The organism is Oceanobacillus sojae (assembly GCF_900162665.1).
Classification (GTDB): Bacteria; Bacillota; Bacilli; order Bacillales; family Amphibacillaceae; genus Oceanobacillus; species Oceanobacillus sojae_A.
This window is the reverse complement of sequence record NZ_LT727810.1, coordinates 768,347-788,644: the sequence shown is the minus strand read 5'-3', so window position 1 is coordinate 788,644 and position 20,298 is coordinate 768,347. Positions and strand designations below refer to the sequence as shown.

Annotated in this window: 17 protein-coding genes, 1 rRNA gene, 1 riboswitch and 1 other annotated feature; of the genes, 7 read left to right on the top strand and 11 right to left on the bottom strand. The window is 39.3% G+C overall.

From position 1 onward, the window contains the following. Both BN1068_RS07400 and BN1068_RS07395 read right to left on the bottom strand, forming a co-directional pair. Nucleotides 1-1,381, bottom strand: a 16S ribosomal RNA gene (locus BN1068_RS07400); the annotation flags it as partial. A gap of 526 nt (nucleotides 1,382-1,907) precedes the next feature. Beyond that, nucleotides 1,908-2,216 carry a rhodanese-like domain-containing protein gene (locus BN1068_RS07395; RefSeq protein WP_077602176.1) on the bottom strand — a complete coding sequence of 103 codons (309 nt, stop codon included), beginning with the start codon at nucleotides 2,214-2,216 and terminating at the stop codon, nucleotides 1,908-1,910. A 70-nt stretch (nucleotides 2,217-2,286) separates the two neighbouring features. Between BN1068_RS07395 and BN1068_RS07390 the strand changes: the two genes are divergently transcribed. After that, complete coding sequence (locus BN1068_RS07390; protein ID WP_254846722.1) at nucleotides 2,287-3,096, top strand: hypothetical protein; 810 nt, start codon at nucleotides 2,287-2,289, stop codon at nucleotides 3,094-3,096. Nucleotides 3,097-3,199: 103 nt separating this feature from the next. Here the strand turns inward: BN1068_RS07390 and leuS are convergent, their stop codons facing one another. Beyond that, on the bottom strand, nucleotides 3,200-5,614 hold the full coding sequence (gene leuS, locus BN1068_RS07385) for a leucine--tRNA ligase (RefSeq protein ID WP_077602174.1): 2,415 nt from the start codon (nucleotides 5,612-5,614) through the stop codon (nucleotides 3,200-3,202). A gap of 108 nt (nucleotides 5,615-5,722) precedes the next feature. Continuing rightward, nucleotides 5,723-5,945 (bottom strand) — a binding site (T-box leader). Between the two features lie 283 nt (nucleotides 5,946-6,228). On the opposite strand from leuS, the gene BN1068_RS07380 reads away from it, so the two are divergent. Then, nucleotides 6,229-6,795, top strand: a complete 567-nt coding sequence (locus tag BN1068_RS07380) for a tRNA 5-(aminomethyl)-2-thiouridylate-methyltransferase MnmM (RefSeq protein WP_077602173.1) — start codon at nucleotides 6,229-6,231, stop codon at nucleotides 6,793-6,795. A 22-nt stretch (nucleotides 6,796-6,817) separates the two neighbouring features. Here the strand turns inward: BN1068_RS07380 and BN1068_RS07375 are convergent, their stop codons facing one another. Further along, a complete protein-coding gene (locus tag BN1068_RS07375) occupies nucleotides 6,818-7,207 on the bottom strand; it encodes a hypothetical protein (RefSeq protein ID WP_077602172.1) in 390 nt (129 codons plus the stop codon). 545 nt (nucleotides 7,208-7,752) lie between these two features. Here BN1068_RS07375 and BN1068_RS07370 point away from each other — a divergent pair. Then, nucleotides 7,753-8,280 (top strand): gamma carbonic anhydrase, encoded by a 528-nt coding sequence (locus BN1068_RS07370; RefSeq protein ID WP_077602171.1) that lies wholly within the window; start codon nucleotides 7,753-7,755, stop codon nucleotides 8,278-8,280. A gap of 62 nt (nucleotides 8,281-8,342) precedes the next feature. Here BN1068_RS07370 and metK read toward each other — a convergent pair whose 3' ends face one another. Continuing rightward, nucleotides 8,343-9,542 carry a methionine adenosyltransferase gene (metK, locus tag BN1068_RS07365; protein ID WP_077602170.1) on the bottom strand — a complete coding sequence of 400 codons (1,200 nt, stop codon included), beginning with the start codon at nucleotides 9,540-9,542 and terminating at the stop codon, nucleotides 8,343-8,345. A gap of 178 nt (nucleotides 9,543-9,720) precedes the next feature. Then, a riboswitch (SAM riboswitch) is annotated at nucleotides 9,721-9,826 on the bottom strand. 388 nt (nucleotides 9,827-10,214) lie between these two features. On the opposite strand from metK, the gene pckA reads away from it, so the two are divergent. From pckA to BN1068_RS07345, 4 genes are all read left to right on the top strand, one after another. Further along, nucleotides 10,215-11,801, top strand: coding sequence for a phosphoenolpyruvate carboxykinase (ATP) (gene pckA, locus BN1068_RS07360; protein ID WP_139344763.1), 1,587 nt, complete (start codon nucleotides 10,215-10,217; stop codon nucleotides 11,799-11,801). 255 nt (nucleotides 11,802-12,056) lie between these two features. Beyond that, the gene (locus tag BN1068_RS07355) at nucleotides 12,057-12,971 is read left to right on the top strand and encodes an ABC transporter substrate-binding protein (protein ID WP_439822972.1); all 915 of its coding nucleotides are present in this window, start codon (nucleotides 12,057-12,059) and stop codon (nucleotides 12,969-12,971) included. A 12-nt stretch (nucleotides 12,972-12,983) separates the two neighbouring features. Beyond that, complete coding sequence (locus BN1068_RS07350; RefSeq protein WP_077602167.1) at nucleotides 12,984-13,790, top strand: ABC transporter ATP-binding protein; 807 nt, start codon at nucleotides 12,984-12,986, stop codon at nucleotides 13,788-13,790. After that, nucleotides 13,777-14,568 carry an ABC transporter permease gene (locus BN1068_RS07345; protein WP_077602166.1) on the top strand — a complete coding sequence of 264 codons (792 nt, stop codon included), beginning with the start codon at nucleotides 13,777-13,779 and terminating at the stop codon, nucleotides 14,566-14,568. Before BN1068_RS07350 ends, BN1068_RS07345 begins: the two co-directional genes overlap by 14 nt. Nucleotides 14,569-14,610: 42 nt before the next feature. Here the strand turns inward: BN1068_RS07345 and ytkD are convergent, their stop codons facing one another. From ytkD to menB, 6 genes are all read right to left on the bottom strand, one after another. After that, the gene (gene ytkD / locus BN1068_RS07340) at nucleotides 14,611-15,081 is read right to left on the bottom strand and encodes an RNA deprotection pyrophosphohydrolase (RefSeq protein ID WP_077602218.1); all 471 of its coding nucleotides are present in this window, start codon (nucleotides 15,079-15,081) and stop codon (nucleotides 14,611-14,613) included. Nucleotides 15,082-15,111: 30 nt separating this feature from the next. After that, nucleotides 15,112-15,624 (bottom strand): hypothetical protein, encoded by a 513-nt coding sequence (locus BN1068_RS07335; protein ID WP_077602165.1) that lies wholly within the window; start codon nucleotides 15,622-15,624, stop codon nucleotides 15,112-15,114. A gap of 188 nt (nucleotides 15,625-15,812) precedes the next feature. Then, entirely contained in the window at nucleotides 15,813-16,127 is a 315-nt protein-coding gene (locus BN1068_RS07330; RefSeq protein WP_077602164.1) for a hydrolase, read from the bottom strand. A 141-nt stretch (nucleotides 16,128-16,268) separates the two neighbouring features. Beyond that, nucleotides 16,269-17,822 carry a mechanosensitive ion channel gene (locus BN1068_RS07325; RefSeq protein ID WP_077602163.1) on the bottom strand — a complete coding sequence of 518 codons (1,554 nt, stop codon included), beginning with the start codon at nucleotides 17,820-17,822 and terminating at the stop codon, nucleotides 16,269-16,271. 117 nt (nucleotides 17,823-17,939) lie between these two features. Next, nucleotides 17,940-19,376, bottom strand: a complete 1,437-nt coding sequence (locus BN1068_RS07320) for an o-succinylbenzoate--CoA ligase (RefSeq protein ID WP_077602162.1) — start codon at nucleotides 19,374-19,376, stop codon at nucleotides 17,940-17,942. A 96-nt stretch (nucleotides 19,377-19,472) separates the two neighbouring features. Then, nucleotides 19,473-20,291, bottom strand: a complete 819-nt coding sequence (gene menB, locus BN1068_RS07315) for a 1,4-dihydroxy-2-naphthoyl-CoA synthase (RefSeq protein WP_077602161.1) — start codon at nucleotides 20,289-20,291, stop codon at nucleotides 19,473-19,475. Nucleotides 20,292-20,298: the final 7 nt, after the last annotated feature.

Sequence of the window (20,298 nt, the reverse complement as noted above, 5' to 3'; positions counted from 1 at the left end):
CAGACTTAAAGAACCGCCTGCGAGCGCTTTACGCCCAATAATTCCGGACAACGCTTGCCACCTACGTATTACCGCGGCTGCTGGCACGTAGTTAGCCGTGGCTTTCTGGTCGGGTACCGTCAAGGTATGATCAGTTACTATCATACTTGTTCTTCCCCGACAACAGAGTTTTACANCCACCTTCCTCCGGTTTGTCACCGGCAGTCACCTTAGAGTGCCCAACTAAATGCTGGCAACTAAGATCAAGGGTTGCGCTCGTTGCGGGACTTAACCCAACATCTCACGACACGAGCTGACGACAACCATGCACCACCTGTCACTTTGTCCCCGAAGGGAAAGCTCTGTCTCCAGAGGATTCAAAGGATGTCAAGACCTGGTAAGGTTCTTCGCGTTGCTTCGAATTAAACCACATGCTCCACCGCTTGTGCGGGTCCCCGTCAATTCTTTTGAGTTTCAGCCTTGCGGCCGTACTCCCCAGGCGGAGTGCTTAATGCGTTAACTTCAGCACTAAGGGGCGGAAACCCCCTAACACCTAGCACTCATCGTTTACGGCGTGGACTACCAGGGTATCTAATCCTGTTCGCTCCCCACGCTTTCGCTCCTCAGCGTCAGTTACAGACCAGAGAGTCGCCTTCGCCACTGGTGTTCCTCCACATCTCTACGCATTTCACCGCTACACGTGGAATTCCACTCTCCTCTTCTGCACTCAAGTCCTCCAGTTTCCAATGCACGTTTACGGTTGAGCCGCAAGATTTCACATCAGACTTAAAGAACCGCCTGCGAGCGCTTTACGCCCAATAATTCCGGACAACGCTTGCCACCTACGTATTACCGCGGCTGCTGGCACGTAGTTAGCCGTGGCTTTCTGGTCGGGTACCGTCAAGGTACGATCAGTTACTATCATACTTGTTCTTCCCCGACAACAGAGTTTTACGATCCGAAAACCTTCATCACTCACGCGGCGTTGCTCCGTCAGACTTTCGTCCATTGCGGAAGATTCCCTACTGCTGCCTCCCGTAGGAGTCTGGGCCGTGTCTCAGTCCCAGTGTGGCCGATCACCCTCTCAGGTCGGCTACGCATCGTCGCCTTGGTGAGCCGTTACCCCACCAACTAGCTAATGCGCCGCAGGCCCATCTGTAAGTGACAGCAAAAACCGCCTTTCAACTTATCATCAGGAGATCATAAGTATTATCCGGTATTAGCTCGCGTTTCCGCGAGTTATCCCAGTCTTACAGGCAGGTTGCCTACGTGTTACTCACCCGTCCGCCGCTCGTTCCACGAACGTCCCTCCGAAGAGTTCTGTCCGCTTCCCGCGCTCGACTTGCATGTATTAGGCACGCCGCCAGCGTTCGTCCTGAGCCAAGATCAAACTCTCCATAAAAGTGTTTGTATTCTTTAGCTTTCAGAAGTCAACTTCTGACTTAAATATTCAAGAAAAACGAGGTGTTTTTCTTCTTTCGTACTGGTTGTTTTGTTCAGTTTTCAAAGAGCAATTTCTTTGTCGCTTTTAAAAACAGCGACCAAATCAATATATCATATATCCAACATCTCGTCAACAACTTTTTTTATTAAAATCTTTTGAAAAGCATCAATCGAACATTGGATTTTTATTATAGCATTATCGACAAATTAAGTCAACACATGCTCGGCAAATTTCTTTTTATTAAAACAAACTGCATTTTCTCTTCTTTTTATATTTCTTCTTCAAAAAAAACATACCATATACTCATATTTTGTAAGAACCTCTAATAAACAGAATGTTACAGAGGCTGCAGTGAATCACTTTACTGAAATAAAAGAATGTCTCTCTTCATTCAGAATTATTCCGCAGGGTTTTCACTTCCCCGCGGAATCTCCTTTTCACAAGCCTTATACACATAAACAGCGTTTATGTCGAACCATCGTTATTATTTAATAATAATTTCTCCTTGCCAATTTAACATTCCGCCGCTCATGTTCATCACTTTGAACCCCTGTTCTTGTAAAAAAGCAGCTGCATTATAGCTTCTTCTTCCAGAACGGCAAATCATAATATATTCTTTTTCTTTATCTAAATCTGTATAGACATCTGTTATATCACCTAAAGGAATATGAAGTGCATTTTCAATGATTCCTTGTGCCACTTCTTCATCTTCCCTAACATCAATAAGCTGAATATTATCATTCTCTTTTATCGTTTCTACTTCCTCCGGGGAAAGCTCTTTAATATCTTCCATTTTCTCTCATCTCCTCCTATTGCATGCTTCTTTATCATATTAAATGGATAGTGAATAGGATTCAACTCGTTTGATTAAACTAAAGCAAAACTTAATCTCTTTAGAAATAGAAGGTGACGTAATGGCTTATATCAGTTTATTGTTTTTAACTCTTTTTTTTGCTCCGGCAGAAGCTGCTCCAAATGACGGGATACTGATCCATACTTACGAAGAGGATGTTACAGGTGATGGAGAAGCAGAACTGTTAGAGCTAAAAGGAAAATTATTTGCTGAAGATGGTGTTTATTATCAGGATATTTGGGTTGATATTTCAAGCCCGTCTTCTGATAAAACATGGCGGATTAACTATGGCGGAGGTTATGATCCGGAATTACAATTTGCCGATTTAACACATAATGGTGTAACGGATATTCTTTATCAGAGTCCGACCGGAGGAAGTGGCGGACTGTATACCTCTCAGCTGAATCAGTGGGAAGAAGAGAATTTTATTGAACTTCCTCTTCCAATAGAGCAGCCGGTAAAAGGAGAATTTATGGATGGATTTAAAGTATCGGTTCAGTTACTGCCAAAAGAACCCCCTATCATTTTAGATGTCTCCGGGCAAAAAGAAGAATATATTCGTTTAAAATTATACAATGATCAGGGTAAGCTTTTGGAACCGACAACGCTGATGATTGATCCGGTGGCATTTTTTGAAATAATTGATTTAGAAGATAAAAATCAGGCCGGCCTAAAAAGTTATCAGCAAATTAGCGGGGCTTATCATGCAGACCAAATTGGAACTGTTGAATCAATTTGGTTTTATGATAAAGACAAGTGGATATTGCTAAAAACCGCTTTACAAACGGACCTCCTCCATATAGAGGACTCTGCCGGCTAAAAAATTCATTTTTCCGTTAAAAAACCGGACTAGTCATGTTCTCACGATAGAACAATGATTATAGTCCGGTTTCTTTTTAATATACATTCATTTAATAAAGGTATTAATTAGCTACAACATTAACAAGTTTATCCGGCACAACAATCACTTTCCGGATTGTTTTTCCTTCCAGCCATTTTTGGACGCTGTCTTCACTTAATGCCAGTTTTTCAAGGTCATCTTTCGCAGTACCAACAGGAACGCTTAGTTTTGCACGAACTTTCCCCATTACCTGCAGCACTACCTCAACCTCATCCTCAACAAGCTTTGATTCATCATAAGCAGGCCAGCCAGCATAACTAATACTCTTCTCGTTACCAAGCTTTTGCCAAATCTCTTCACACATATGTGGTGCGACCGGAGAAAGAAGCTTCACAAATCCTTCTGCATAATTCTTTGGAATCGAATCTGCTTTGTAACATTCATTAACAAATACCATCATTTGTGAAATTCCAGTATTAAAGTGAAGGTTCTCAAAGTCTTCTGTTACCTTCTTCACTGTTTCATGATAAACCTTATCCAGCTCTGTTGCAGCCTCATCTGTAATTTTATCTGTTAACGAGTTATCATCATTAATATACAGTCTCCAGACACGGTCCAGGAAACGGCGGGAGCCGTCTAAACCATTTGTTGACCAGGCAACAGAAGCATCCAATGGTCCCATGAACATTTCATACAACCTTAATGTATCTGCACCATGAGAAGAAATTATATCATCCGGATTAACTACATTCCCCTTTGATTTACTCATCTTCTCATTACCTTCTCCAAGAATCATCCCTTGATTAAACAATTTCTGGAAAGGTTCTTTTGTAGAGACAACACCGATATCATAAAGGAATTTATGCCAAAAACGTGCATATAGAAGATGAAGTACAGCATGTTCTGCACCGCCGATATAAATATCAATCGGGAGCCATTCTTCCAATGCTTTGGGATCAGCAAGCTGTTCCTTATTATGCGGATCAACATAACGAAGGAAGTACCAGCAGCTTCCGGCCCATTGCGGCATTGTATTTGTTTCTCTTCTGCCCTTCATTCCCATTTCAGGATCGACTACATTCACCCACTCTTCATTCGTAGCAAGTGGAGATTCACCAGTTCCCGATGGTTTGATTTCTGTCATTTCAGGAAGTTCCAGCGGAAGCTCCTCATCTGGAACAGCTGTCATACTGCCATCTTCCCAATGAATAATTGGGATAGGCTCACCCCAGTAACGCTGTCTTGCGAAAAGCCAGTCACGCAAACGATACGTAATTTTCTTTGTACCTTTTTCATTTTTTTCCAGCCAGTCAATCATTTTTGAGATAGCTTCGTCTTTACCCAGACCATCCAGGAACTCTGAATTCACGTGAGAGCCATCTCCAGTATAAGCTTCTTCTTCTATATTTCCGCCAGCAACAACTTCTTTAATCGGAAGTTCAAACACTTTGGCAAATTCATAATCGCGCTCATCATGTGCAGGTACAGCCATGATTGCTCCGCTGCCATAACTCATCAATACATAATCTGCTACCCATATTGGCATTTTTTCACCGTTAACAGGATTGACAGCATAGGCACCGGTAAATACACCTGTTTTATCTTTCGCAAGGTCTGTACGCTCTAAATCAGACTTTGTTTGTACTTCATGCAAATAATTTTCCACAGCTTCTTTTTGATCAGCTGTAGTAATCATCTTAATAAATGGATGTTCAGGAGCCATTACTGCATAAGTTGCTCCGAATAATGTATCTGGACGTGTCGTAAATACAGTAAAGGTTTCATCATGTCCTTCAATGGAAAAAGTTACCTCAGCACCTTCTGAACGGCCGATCCAGTTACGCTGCATTTCTTTCAGACTTTCCGGCCAATCCAAATCTTCTAAATCAGTAAGCAGACGATCTGCATATGCCGTTATTTTAAGCATCCATTGTTTCATCGGTTTACGGACTACCGGATGCCCTCCCCGTTCACTTTTACCATCAATTACTTCTTCATTTGCAAGGACAGTTCCAAGAGCCGGACACCAGTTTACAGCCACTTCATCCATATAAGCAAGATCATTTTCATAAAGCTTTTTGAAAATCCATTGTGTCCATTTGTAATAATCAGGATCTGTTGTATTCACTTCTCTATCCCAATCATAGGAAAAACCTAACTCTTTAATCTGTCTTTTAAAGGTTTGAATATTCGCTTCTGTAAACTCTTTAGGGCTGTTTCCTGTGTCAATGGCATATTGCTCCGCCGGAAGTCCAAAAGCATCCCAGCCTATTGGATGCATGACCTCATATCCTTGCATTCTTTTCATTCTGGCTAGAATATCTGTAGCTGTATATCCTTCCGGGTGCCCAACGTGCAGCCCCTGGCCGGATGGATAAGGAAACATATCAAGTACATAAAACTTTTCTTTATTAGAAAATGTATTTGTTTTGAATGTTTTATTTTCGTCCCAATATTTTTGCCATTTTTTCTCGATTCCCAGATGCTCAAAGCTCATCGTTATCCTTCCTTTCCTTCCTAACTTTTGTATCGTCCAATCACCAGCGATACTAGTCTCTAACCTGATATTCCTAAAATTAGGTATAAAAAAAGCCACTCATCCCTGTGAAGGGACGAGAAGCTGTGATTATTTCCCGCGGTACCACCCAAATTAGCGCATCAGCGCCCGCTTGACATCAGTAACGTTGATGAAACGACAGTAACTACTTTACTTTCGTTACTGCAAACTAAAAAGGTGAGTTCATATGTTTATCAGTAGCAGTTTTCACCACCCACTGCTTCTCTGGAACTGATACAACTTATTACTAATCCTTTTTCATTGTCTTTGATTTTATGATATTGGAATTATAATGAAATAAACATATCATGTCAAGATGATTAAAATTTATCTTATCTTTAGTATACACAATTTTATACATTTGGAAACAATATATTGAAGAAATTTGGATAAACTTATTTATTTTTCCTTTTACAACTAATAAACAAGAACCTGCTTTCCTTTGTTATAATAAAGGAAAACTGCAAAACGGGAGTCTTTCATCCAGTTATACTGCGATAAATGATGAAGTTTTGAACAATTGAGTCAGAAAAGTATATAAGGAGACAGTTTAGATGCTATTAAATATTTTAACCTACGCACACACTCTATTAAGGGAAAGCCTGAAAGAAGGAGATATAGCAATTGATGCCACTTGTGGAAACGGTCACGACACGTTGTTTTTAAGTCAGGCAGTCGGATCTGCAGGCAAGGTCTATGGATTCGATATTCAAAAGCAGGCTATTCAAAAAACGAAAGAAAAACTTCAGGAAAACGACTGTCAAAATGTATCTCTAATTCAAGACAGCCATGAAAAGATTCCTGACTATATTAAAGAAGATATTTTCGGGGGAGCTATTTTTAACCTTGGTTATTTACCAAAAAGTGATAAATTAATTATTACAAAACCTCATTCCACCCTGGCAGCAATAGGAGCTATATTGGAAAGGCTAAAAACAAATGGTCTGATTATCCTGGTTGTATATTACGGACACTCCGGCGGAAAGGAAGAAAAGGAAGCAGTTCTTTCTTACACATCACAATTAGATCAAAAAAAGTATCAAGTACTTCAATACAGATTTATCAATCAGCAAAATCAGGCTCCATTTTTAATCGCTATCGAAAAAAAGAAACGCTCCTGAATCAGAGCGTTTCTTTTGATGATTATGCAATTCCTAAAAATAATAACCGGAAGAATAAATTTAAAAAATGTCCGGTTGTCATGATAATAAATATAATAAGTGCAATCATGAGAGCGCGGCTCCGTAATGTTTTATATTTTTTCGGATAAGGAATCCAAATATAAGCTGATACAATCATCAGCGGAACGGAATATAAGTATCCGAATACGTAGACCCACTGCTGCAGAGCAGAAATATCGAACACTTCCGTATTCTGTAAACTATTTAACTCATTAATATATCCAATTGCAAAAATAATTGTTAACAGAATAATATAACTGTACGTCGTCACGCGCAGCCATTTCTGTTCATCACTAATCAGTATATAAACACCAATAAAAAATAAAATTCCTATGACAATTTGAATTAACATGAAAGTACAACCCCATTTTTAACGATAAATCAGTTTTCTTCCTGACAGGCAAAAAGTTCATTTTCAAAGAAATGCTTTTGCTGTAAAAGTTCATCTGGTTGAATAATATTTTACTCATTCATAGATTAGACCGATTTATACAATTACTTGTCCCGATAATAACCGAAACAACTGCCAGTTCTCCCATTTATAAGATTACAGATGGAATAAATCAGGATAGCATTTATCTATTTATTTATCACTATCATTATGTAACCAGCTTATTTATTCTACCATAAAAAGATTCACATCTGTAGAGGATATAAAGAAATAAATATACATTCAAACTAATTATCCATAAGAAATAAGTGATTTAGAATATATGCCCATAACTTAAAAATTATTTTAGAATCCTGCATTACTATTTCTATCATAATTTGGGGGAACCAATGAGCCGGCGGGAAAAATTCATAAACAGCTGAAAATCAACAGTTATCCAGACTTCTTTTCAGAAAATATTTCCTCTGATATACTTTAATCATTATGTATTTAGTTGGAGGAATACGATGATTGAATCTTATAAAGGCATCTCCCCTTCTATTAATCCTGCAGCATTCATTGCAAAAAATGCTGTGATTAATGGTGATGTGACAATTGAAGAAGAAGCAAGTATCTGGTTTCATACTGTTATCCGGGGAGATGTTGCCCCTACAAAAATCGGTAAAAGGACAAATGTACAGGACCTTTCCATGCTGCATCAAAGTCCGGACATGCCATTAATTCTTGAACATGATGTAACCGTCGGCCATCAGGTGACCTTGCATTCAGCGATTATACGCCATCATGCACTGATCGGTATGGGTTCTATTATTTTAGACGACGCAGAAATTGGAGAGCATGCGTTTATCGGCGCCGGGAGCCTGGTGCCTCCGGGAAAGAAAATACCTCCTGGAACACTAGCAATGGGCAGGCCTGCTAAGGTAGTCCGTGAATTAACAGATAAGGACTATAAGGAAATGGAACGTATCCGCAAATCCTATGTGGAAAAAGGACAATACTATTTAAAAGAAACATCAATGGGAATGGATAAATAACATCACCATCCCTTGAATGTATGTAAGAAAAACGTCAGGTATCCTCGGACACCTGACGTTTTTTATTTAGCAGTTAAAGCTTTTAATTCTTCCACTTTATCTGTTTTTTCCCACGGAAATGTGATATCTGTGCGGCCAAAATGACCATAAGCAGCGGTATTTTTAAAGATTGGTCTTCTTAAATCCAGCATGCGGATAATACCTGCCGGACGCAAATCAAATAGCTCGCGCACTGCTTCCACTAATTTTTCTTCACTGACCAGCCCTGTACCGAATGTATTAATCGAAATTGAGACCGGCTGAGCAACACCAATAGCATAAGCTAATTGAACTTCACAGGAATCAGCCAGACCTGCAGCAACGATATTTTTAGCAACATAGCGTGCAGCATAAGCAGCAGAACGGTCCACTTTCGTTGCGTCTTTTCCGCTAAAGGCTCCACCGCCATGTCTTGCATAGCCTCCATATGTGTCAACAATGATTTTTCTTCCTGTCAGACCAACATCTCCTTGTGGTCCGCCTAATACAAAACGGCCAGTCGGATTAATGAAGTATTTTGTTTTATCATCCAGTAATTCACCTGGCACAACAGCTTCTACAACATGTTTGATAATATCCGCTTCAATTTGTTCATTTGTTATATCTGGATGATGCTGTGTAGAAACAACAATGGTATCTACACGCAGCGGCTGATCATTTTCATCATACTCAACCGTTACCTGAGTCTTTCCATCAGGACGCAGGTAATCCACAATCTTCTCTTTACGGACATCCGCTAATCTTCTTGATAAACGATGTGCTAAAGAGATTGGCAGAGGCATAAGCTCTTCTGTTTCATTGCAGGCAAAACCAAACATCAAGCCCTGGTCTCCAGCTCCTATTGCTTCAATTTTCTCTTCACTTTCCTGTCCCTGCCTTGCTTCTAATGCTACATCCACGCCACCGGCAATATCAGGAGATTGCTCATCAATAGCAGTTAACACAGCACAGGTTTCAGAATCAAAACCAAATTTTGCCCGTGTGTATCCAATATTTTTCACTGTTTCACGTACAATTGCAGGAATATCTACATATGTACTTGTAGAAATCTCTCCGGCAACTAATACAATTCCTGTTGTAACAGTTGTTTCACACGCTACTCTGGCATTCGGATCCTTCGAAAGAATTTCATCCAGAATAGCATCAGAAATTTGGTCAGACATCTTATCCGGATGCCCTTCAGTAACTGACTCAGAAGTAAATAAACGACGATTTGCAGCCATAAGGCTAACTCCCCTTTTCCTTGTATGTTACGGAACTCTGTTTCAATATAAATCTATCATTCCACCCAATGGGCTTTCATTTTTTATGCAAACTTTTAAGATATTTAAAAAGTCTCCTAAAAACAAAAAAACCTCTCCTTCAAAATACATGAGGAAAGGGAAACATATTGGCCTTTCGCTCTTATTGTTCAAGGAATGATCCTTGCATCAGGTTAGCACCTTTCACACTTTGTGAGGTTGCTGGGCTTCATCGGGTCTGTCCCTCCACCATCTCTGAATAAGAGTATCCGTTCAATAATTAGATTAACGAAACAAGCCTCTCCTGTCAACCCAATTATCCTATGTAGCATAAAAAATATTTTTTCATAAATGAATTCTTATTCAATATTAGCCTCGTCCAGCTCCAAGCGCCAAAAACTAGGTGATTTCCCGTCGCAACCTATGATAAGTCATCATCGATTCGCTAAAGCTCATCGTGATTCCTTTATCTCAGTTGAGCCGCTCCAATCACTACGTTTTTAAACAGGCGCTTTCCGCTTTTGGCCCTATGTAGCATAAAAAATATTTTTTCATAAAGTAGTATGGACTATTATATTTAATGTGTTATACTAATAAACATATTTTAAGGATAAATTGAATTCTATACCATTAAAAGGAGTGAATAATTGTCTTATGAAAATATTACGGAGAAGTATTCTGGAGGAGTTCACTTCAACAAATATTTACAGCAACTATTCTGTAGGCCAGCTTATTGAGAAAATTATTAATCGCGATGAAGCAAAATTGACAGCTACCGGTGCTGTTCGTGCTACCACTGGAAAATATACGGGACGTTCTCCGGAAGATAAATTTATTGTAAAAGATGCTTTATCAGCAAATAAGGTAGACTGGGGAAATGTCAATCGGCCTATTGAAGAAGATGTCTTCAATCAGCTGCTTGACAAAGTAATTGCTTATTTAGACAATAAAGAGGAAATTTTTCATCTCCAGGCTTATGCCGGTGCAGATGAAAAGTATAAACTTCCTATTCAAGTTATTAATGAATATGCTTGGCACAATTTATTTGCAAGACAATTATTTATTCCTATTGAAAAAGAGATGGAACAATTGCATGAAGCTGATTTTACAGTAATCTCTGCTCCCGGTTTCAAAGCAGATCCTGAAGCAGACGGTACAAATTCAGAAGCGTTTGTTTTAATTTCTTTTGAACAGCGCATTGTACTTATTGGAGGAACAGAATATGCAGGAGAGATAAAAAAATCAATCTTTTCTGTAGCTAATTTCCTGCTTCCTGAGCAGGATGTCCTGTCCATGCACTGCTCTTCCAATGTAGGAAAAGAAGGCGATGTAGCTTTATTTTTTGGATTATCCGGAACTGGAAAAACCACACTCTCAGCAGATGTTGACAGACGATTAATCGGTGACGACGAGCATGGCTGGAGTGACGATGGTGTATTCAATATTGAAGGCGGCTGCTATGCAAAATGCATCAATTTATCTGCAGAAAAAGAACCTCAGATCTTTGATGCTATCCGTTATGGCTCTGTCCTGGAAAATGTAGTATTGGATGAAGATACACGCATTCCTGATTATGATGATACTTCTTTAACCGAAAACACACGTGCGGCATATCCATTAGAAAATATTGATAATAGCCTGGAGCCGAGTGTTGCAGGACATCCAAATACGATTATTTTCCTGACAGCAGATGCTTCAGGAACCTTACCGCCAATCAGTAAACTGACAAAAGAACAGGCGATGTATCATTTCTTAAGCGGATATACGAGTAAACTGGCCGGTACAGAGCGTGGTGTAACAAAGCCTGTCGCGACATTTTCAGCATGCTTCGGCTCTCCATTTTTACCATTAAATCCGTCGGTATATGCAGAAATGCTTGGAGAAAAAATTGATAAGTTTAATACAAATGTATTTCTTATTAATACAGGCTGGACTGGCGGCGCTTATGGGGTTGGAAACAGAATGAAGCTGTCCTATACACGGGCAATGGTCCACTCTGCTTTAATAGGTGAGCTCAATGACGTTGAAACAACGACAGATGAAATTTTTGGATTAGCTATTCCAAAATCAATTCCAGGTGTTCCAGATGAAGTCCTTGTTCCAAGAAATGCCTGGGATGATAAAGAAAGCTATGAAACTGAAGCAAAAAAACTGGCTGGCAAATTCCATATGAATTTTGAGAAATTCACTGAAGTGAGTGAAGACATTCGGCAAGCAGGTCCAGTTTATAAATTAGTATAATTATCTGCTCTATAAAAAGGGTAAGCTCATTATTTTCTGAGCTTACCCTTTTTTTACTTTTTTCCCCCTCTGTAATTATTTAGCCTATTTCTCCTAATTTATAGGCATTCACACAATCAACCCGCTAATCATATATTTTTAGAAGATGTTCAAGAACAGTTTTTTTTAGAAAGGAAGATGAAGGTGAGAAAACTTTCCTGTTTCATTTTATTAATAAGCTCTCTGCTTCTAATTAGCGCCTGCGGCCAAAATAAAATGACTAAAATAGATCTTGCAGAAGTAACTCGTTCTATTTTTTATGCACCGCAATATGTTGCTTTAGAAAAAGGTTTTTTTGAGGAAGAGGGACTGGACGTCGATTTACAAACAACCTGGGGGGGAGATACGACAATGACAGCGCTTCTGTCTGATAGTGCAGATATTGCTCTCGTAGGTTCTGAAACATCTATCTATGTCTATGCTCAGGATTCCAGAGACTATGCTGTCAACTTTGCCCAGTTAACCCAAACAGACGGAACATTTTTAGTAGCCAAAGAAGCAGATGAAGACTTTCATTGGGAGGATTTACGGGACAGCAATTTTCTTGGCCAGCGGGTTGGCGGGATGCCGCAGATGGTTGGAGAATATGTTTTGAAGCAGCATGATATTGATCCCCATGAAGACTTAGATTTAGTTCAGAATATTGACTTCGCTAATATCCCGGGTGCTTTTGCCAGCGGTGATTATGAATATGTTCAGTTATTTGAACCTACAGCAAGTATTTTTGAAGCAAATGGTCAAGGACATATTATTGCTTCCTTCGGTGAAGAATCCGGTCAGGTCCCATATACGGTCTTCATGGCAAAGGAAAGCTTCTTAGATGAAGAAGAGGAAACTGTGAAAGCATTCACCAGGGCAATTTATAAGGCACAACAGTGGGTACAGGAAACAGACTCATTAGAAATTGCCAAGGTAGTAGAGCCTTATTTTGAGGATACAGATGTAGAAATGCTCGCAAATGCAATCGAGCGTTATAAACAGCAAGGCTCTTATGCAACATCTCCACTGCTTGAAGAAGCCGCCTGGGAAAATCTGAAAGGTATTATGGATGAGGCCGGCGAGCTCCCTGGAGATGCTCCATATGAAGATCTTGTTAACACAGATTATGCCGAGCAAATTATTGAAGAATAAAGGAGGGTAAAGATGTCTTATCTAACATTAGATGGAGTATCTCATTATTACTTCTCCAAAAAGCAATACACGGAATCATTGCACAATATTTCTTTCTCTGTTAAGAAGAATGAATTTGTTGCTTTACTCGGGCCAAGCGGCTGCGGGAAATCAACATTGCTTTCAATGATTTCTGGAATGCTCCAGCCTGCTGAAGGTGAGATTTTAATAAATAATGAAAAAATAGAGATAAGCGAGTTAGAAATCGGCTATATGCTGCAGCAGGATTATTTATTTCCCTGGAAAACTATTATTGATAACGTACTCATTGGACCTCAAATTAGAAAAAGACAGACTAGTGATTTAAAACAAAAAGCAATTGCTCTTTTGGAAGAAGTCGGGCTCAAAAATGTAGCTGATAAATATCCAAGTGAACTATCTGGAGGGATGCGGCAGAGGGCAGCTTTAATAAGAACGCTTATCACAGAGCCGGAAATTCTATTGCTGGATGAACCTTTTTCTGCCCTTGATTTTCAGACAAAATTAAAACTGGAAGTATTGGTATCTGATTTACTTAAAGCTTATCAAAAAACGGCTATACTGGTAACACATGATATTGGAGAAGCAATTTCCATGAGCGACCGGATTATTTTAATGTCCTCGAACCCTGGTGCTATTGCTAAAATATACGATGTACCTGTTGAATTAAGAGATGAATCTCCTTTCCTTGCAAGGAAGCATCCTAAATATGGACGGCTGTTTGACAAGATCTGGGCAGACTTAGACCAGCAGAAGCATACTGTAAAACCTATGGAGGAGAATGCTTATGAACGGTCCTAAGTTATTTGCAGCTTATCAGCAAAAGTTAAAAAAAGAAGCAAAAATTGTACTGACCTGGCAGCTCTCCATTCTGGTTCTTTTTTTCGCCTTTTGGGAAGCAGCCAGCAGATTGTATTGGATTGATCCGCTTTTATTCAGCTCTCCCAGCCGTGTATTCAGCTCTATATGGAGCAGACTTATACAAGGATCTTTACTTGGTCACATTCAGATTACGCTGTTTGAAACCATACTTGGCTTTTTAATCGGTACGATTGCCGGAATCGTCATAGCTTCCATGCTTTGGAGTTTTCACCGCTTTTCAAAAATCATGGATCCTTATCTGGTAGTCTTTAACGCTATGCCAAAGGTTGCTCTCGGTCCAATACTTATTGTCGCTCTCGGCCCAGGGTATTTATCAATTATTGCGATGGGATTTATTATTTCTGTAATTGTTACCACGCTGGTCGTATTTGCAGCCTTTAATGAAGTCGATCAAAATTATCTAAAAGTATTAAGGAGCTTTGATGCTACAAAATGGCAATGCTTTAAAGAAGCTGTCTTTCCCGCTTCCTTGCCTGCCATTATCTCCACATTAAAGGTAAATGTCGGGCTCTCCTGGGTAGGCGTTATTGTCGGAGAATATTTAGTTTCCAAACAAGGTTTAGGATATTTAATTATTTACGGCTTCCAGGTATTTGACTTTACACTTGTTATGTCCAGCCTGGTCATTATCGCTATCCTCGCTGCAATTATGTACAAAACCGTAGAGAAAATTGAACAGCTGCTAATAAGAAAATAGTCTTCTTAAGTAAAGAACAGACAGCTGCGTGCTGTCTGTTCTTTACACATACGTTTTTTTAATCCGGAGCATACAGGATTCTAAAACTGCATCCTTCATAATAAAACTGTAATTTGATTTTCTTTTTACATTCGCCGGTACTTCTTTCAATAATACCGGTCCATTTGTTTCGTAATAGGTGGGCTGCGGAACAAGTTCTTCAATTTCTGCAAAATAAACGTTCTTAATTACTGTTTCATAACGCCCGTCCACTTTATATTGGCCGATATAATGAAGCTTTTTTACAGTAGCTCCTGTTTCCTCCATTACTTCCCGCACTGCTGCTTGTCCGGCAGTTTCTCCAGGTTCTACCTTTCCTCCGGGAAACTCTATTCCTCTTTCCTTATGATCTGTTAACAGCCATTTACCTTTATATCTGCAGATAACCCATACATGCTTTGGATTTTTTGAAAATGGATGATCTAAAAAAGATAATTGTACCGTATTATTGTAATAATCTTTAAAAACGTTCACTTCTTCCACTACTTTCCCACGGTGGTGTCATCACTTATAGCTTATATCTTGGATTTTCCAGCCGTTTTGAAGTGTCATCTCCACTACAAGAGTGTAACTTCCTACCATGTCATTTTCATTTTCCTGTACCAGTTGTACGGAATGATTAGATGTATTAATCATATCATATTCATTTTCTTCTTGAAACCATGGCATTGTTTCTGTCGGAATCACATAAACACCATCTGCTTCAGTCCGGAAATAGTAATCAACAAACTGTGCAGCTAATTCTGGTGTTAAATATACTTCAAAAGCTTCCGTAAGTTCTTGTTCCGTTGCATAGTTTTTTAGCTTGTACGAATCATCAGCCTCCTGAACCAGAGTGTCTAATACTCCATTCATTATACGCATAACTTCTTCTTTATCAGGCTGTGTTTCCTCTGCTTCAGCTACAGATATATTTGTCTGGTTCTCTCCTTGTACAACACCCTCTTCTGATACAGTCACCGAGAATACTATTGCTGTCATCATGATAAAACAAAGAATTAAAGCGAGCTTTCTCATTGGCAGCACTCCCTCACGTTATCTATGTTTGAATACAAATAAACTATTTGTTCCTTCTGACAGATAAAGTTATATTTTTTTGATTATTCTCTAATATACTGTACCTTTTTATTATATCATTTAAACATTCCTATACTAAAGTACTAATTTACCTATACTTTTATAATTACTTCTGTTTTTTACGCTATTTATTTTTCATTTAATATCCCCATCGTCCGGATATGGTTCTTCGTCTGTTCATCCCCTAAATCATATAACGTCTGATACACATCTGACATTGTTTCATCATATACATCATTAGCCGTATCCAAATGATATGGAACAAAGGGTATATGGGACCGTTTATAAGTATCGAAGCTTGCTTCATGCATTCCCTCAAATTTTCTGCGCAGCATTAACACCTCATCTGCAGTTGCATAAATAACAAAGTCATCATTGCCTTGATATGGAATTCGTGAAATCTCACCCTGTCCGATACTGATAAAATATTTTTGTTTATCCATTTTAATCACCTCCCGCTTATATTCTCCTCAAAAAATAAAAATAAACGAAATATATCATTTGAAATTAATCATTTCAATAAATCTTCTAAAGAAAAAACGCGTATACCAATTTTGGTACACACGCTTTTTCCATATCTATTGTTATTGAAAATCCTGACTGTCAGGATTATCTTGATTTTGCTGCTCCTGATTAATGGAAGTACTACCAATCGTCCGGTCAAATTTCTGCAGATATTTTGCTGCAAAATCCTTTCCTCCCAAACCAAAGGCAAGACCAAAGGCCAGCGCCAATGCTGCAAGTAATAAGATAAACGCACTGTTAACGATTGTTGATGCAATACCTAATTGCGACACCGCCATAAATGCTGCAAGAATTAAAATACTATACTTCGCAAAACCTGCCAGTGCAGCTGATGCCGGTCCATTTAACAGATGCAGCAACAATTTCTGCACCAATGAAGCAAGAAGCAGGGCAATACCTAAAATAAGCACTGCTGCTAACACATTTGGCAGATAAGCAGTAATTGCTGTTGCTATACCGACTAAGAAATCCAGCTGAATCAGATACAGAGCCTGTACGGTTAAGAAGAAAATAATTAAAATCTGTACAACATATCCAGCAATATAAGATGGTGTCCATTTCGCCTGGTTCACTGCTTTATTATTACTGACAGCAGAAACAAAACGGTTAAATCCTAATTGGGCCAGATATCCGCCTACAAATTCTCCAATCAGCTTGCCTAACCAGATTCCAACCAAAATTAAACCAATCGCAATTAAGATATTTGGAATCATTTGCACGACACTGTGCAGCATACCAATTGCTGGTTCCGTAATCCCTGCCAGCTCTAATTGCTCTAAAGCAGAGATAGTAATCGGAATCAAAATAAGGATGAAGACAATGTTTCCGACAAATTTTGCAAAAGATGTCCCTTCAAATAAATTGGACAGCTTTAATTTATAAATCCACTTTTCTGTACCTGCTGCTTCTAATAAATTCGTCACAACACTGCGGACAATCTTTCCGACAAACCAGCCTACTGCAAAAATAAGTACTGCTGCGGCCAGTTTAGGGATAAAGTTTAAAACAGAAGCCAGTAAACCGCTGAAAGGTTCAGCTACTCCCTGAATATTTAATGCCTGCAATATTCCAGGAATAAATAAAAGTAAAATCAGATAGAATGCAAACTTACCGACTGTTTCCGTCGTTTTTTGGATTCCTTCTTCATTATCTGCAATTCCTAATTTTGTAAACAAACGCTGAATACGTAATTTCCTGCTTCCCTGTACAATAAGCCACTGTACAATTGTTGCAATTACCCAAGCCAGCATTAATATTAAGGCTGCCTTAATCACTGCCGGGATAAAGTTTAAGAATGTTGAAATTAAATCCGATAATGGATTGGCAATCATCGACAGATTAAGGATATTTAAGAACAAGATTAAAGCAACAACCAGCAGTATGTAATAAACTACTTTCGCAATAATCTTTTCCGACTTCACCGGTTCTCCTTTTAACCGGAAACGGTTAAATAATTTGTCATCCCAGTTCGTTTTCTTTAACGCTTTTTCTACCGTATTGCTAACCAGTTTAGCGATTAACCATACAATAAGAAAGACAATAAGCGCTATAACTACATTTTGGAGCCCCGTCCAAAAATTTGCTGTAAAATAATCATTCATAAAGTTTTCCATAGATTTATGCTCCCTTCTAAACAGTATATTTAGCGCTACCCTCCAGCAAAAAGGACAAAACCTATGTTATGGAATTGTAACAAAACAGCAAAGAACATGCTCCAAACTGTCATGTATTTAAAGATACTTCTTTAATGCCTGTCGAACCAGTTTATTTGCTGCATTTCTCGGCAGCTGGTCAACAAAATAGACCTCTTTGGGCTGCTTATAACGTGCTAATTTATTTCTTAAAAATAAGTTTATATCTCTATTTTCGATTTCTCTGTCAGTGACAACAAAAGCGATTGGAACTTCTCCCCACTCCTTATCTTCTCTTCCAGTTACTCCTGCTTCACGAATCCCGTCTATCTGCAGCAATACATTTTCAATTTCTGAAGGGTAAATATTTTCACCACCAGAAATAATCAAATCACTGCGTCGGTCTATGACATATAAAAAACCTTCCTCATCAAGGCAGCCCACATCTCCTGTTGCCAACCAGCCATTATCAAAAGATTTTTTATTTGCTTCTTCCCGATGGTAATAACCCGGCGTTACCATCGGGCCCTTCACCAGAATTTCTCCAACCTCATTCGGACCCTGCCCCCGGATTTTTAATTGCGCCGGAAATAATGGCTTACCAGCAGAACCAATTTTACGCAATGCCTCTCCAGGACTTAATGTTACAATTTGCGAAGCCGTTTCCGTCATCCCATAGGATTGAAATACGGGAATCTGTTTTTCTTTCGTCTGCAAAAGTAAAGATTCAGGAGCTGGACCACCGCCGAGCAGCATACAGCGGAAGGATTCCGGATAGCTGGCATCTCCAAGATATTTCAAAAGATGCTGAAGCATCACTGTTACAACTGATGCCATTGTCACCTGCTTATTCATAATGGCATCGTGCACATCTTTGATATCGAATTTTTCAAGCAGATAAATTGGCATGCCATAAATAATTCCTTTTAGCATTGTTGACAAACCACTCACATGAAAAAGAGGCAGGGGAATCAGCCATTTATCATCTTTGTGTATTCCAAAATTAAGACCTGAGCTGGTTGCACTCCACCAATGATTTTCATATGTATGCTGGACAGCCTTTGGAAACCCGGATGTACCTGATGTATACATCATTGTAAATACATTGGACAGCTCTATTTCCTCTAACAACAGCACTTCCTGGGAAGCGTCGATCTGATCCAGTTCTTCAAAAGTCAGCTGCTTTATTTCCGTTAAATCAGTTTCCTCAGCTTCTCTAATCAGAATAGTAGCCTCTGCATCCAGCAGCTGCTGTTTTCGCTCATAAGCTGTTAATCGTTTATTTAATAGCACCACAACTGCACCTAAATAGCTGCATGCGTGGATCATTTCCATCATTTCAACACTATTTCCTGAAAGAATAGCAACGTGATCTCCTTTTTTGATATTAGCAGCTGCAAGCTTTCTTGCCTTTATTCTGCTATTTTCAGCCAGCTGGCTAAAAGTAACTGTTGTTCCATCCTTTAGTTCTACCGCTACTTCATTCGGGGATAAATCGGCTTGTTTATCAAGCCAATGGGGAATAACTGTACTCATTTTTCTTCCTCCATCATTATTATTGTCGTCTGTTTATTCCTTCTTTTTGCGAAAAGAAACCTTTGCGTTATCTGCAAAGGTTTCTTAAATACAAGCTTAAGGGAATCTAGGGAACTGCTTGAAGTCCGGCTTTCTTTTTTCTTTAAAAGCATCTCTTCCTTCTTTCGCTTCATCGGTAGTGTAGTAAAGAAGCGTTGCATCTCCACCAAGCTGTTGAAGACCTGCCAGGCCATCTGTATCTGCATTGAAGGATGCTTTTAAGAAGCGTAATGCCATCGGAGATTTTTCTAAGATTTCCTCACACCACTGTAATGTTTCTTCTTCCAGTTTTTCTAAAGGTACAACGGTATTTACTAAGCCCATCTCATAGGCTTCTTCTGCATTATATTGACGGCATAGGTACCAAATTTCACGTGCTCGCTTATGACCGACTAATCGAGCTAAGTAGCCTGCACCATAACCAGCATCGAAGCTGCCCACTTTTGGTCCGGTTTGGCCGAAGATGGCATTGTCAGCCGCAATAGTTAAATCACAGACAACATGAAGCACATGACCGCCGCCAATTGCATAACCCGATACCATAGCAATAACCGGCTTTGGTATCGTACGGATTAAACGCTGCAGGTCAAGTACATTCAAACGTGGAACTTCATCGCCGCCAACATAGCCGCCGTGACCGCGCACTGACTGGTCTCCACCGGAACAGAATGCTTTATCCCCTTCTCCGGCTAAAACAATCACACCGATAGAAGAATCATCTCTTGCTTCCGTAAAAGCATCAATCATTTCTTTTACGGTATTTGGAGTAAATGCATTGCGTTTTTCAGGACGATTGATGGTTACTTTTGCAATCCCGTTATATTTTTCATAAATAATTTCTTCATAGTTCTTTACTTTTTGCCATTCAACTGACATGTTAATG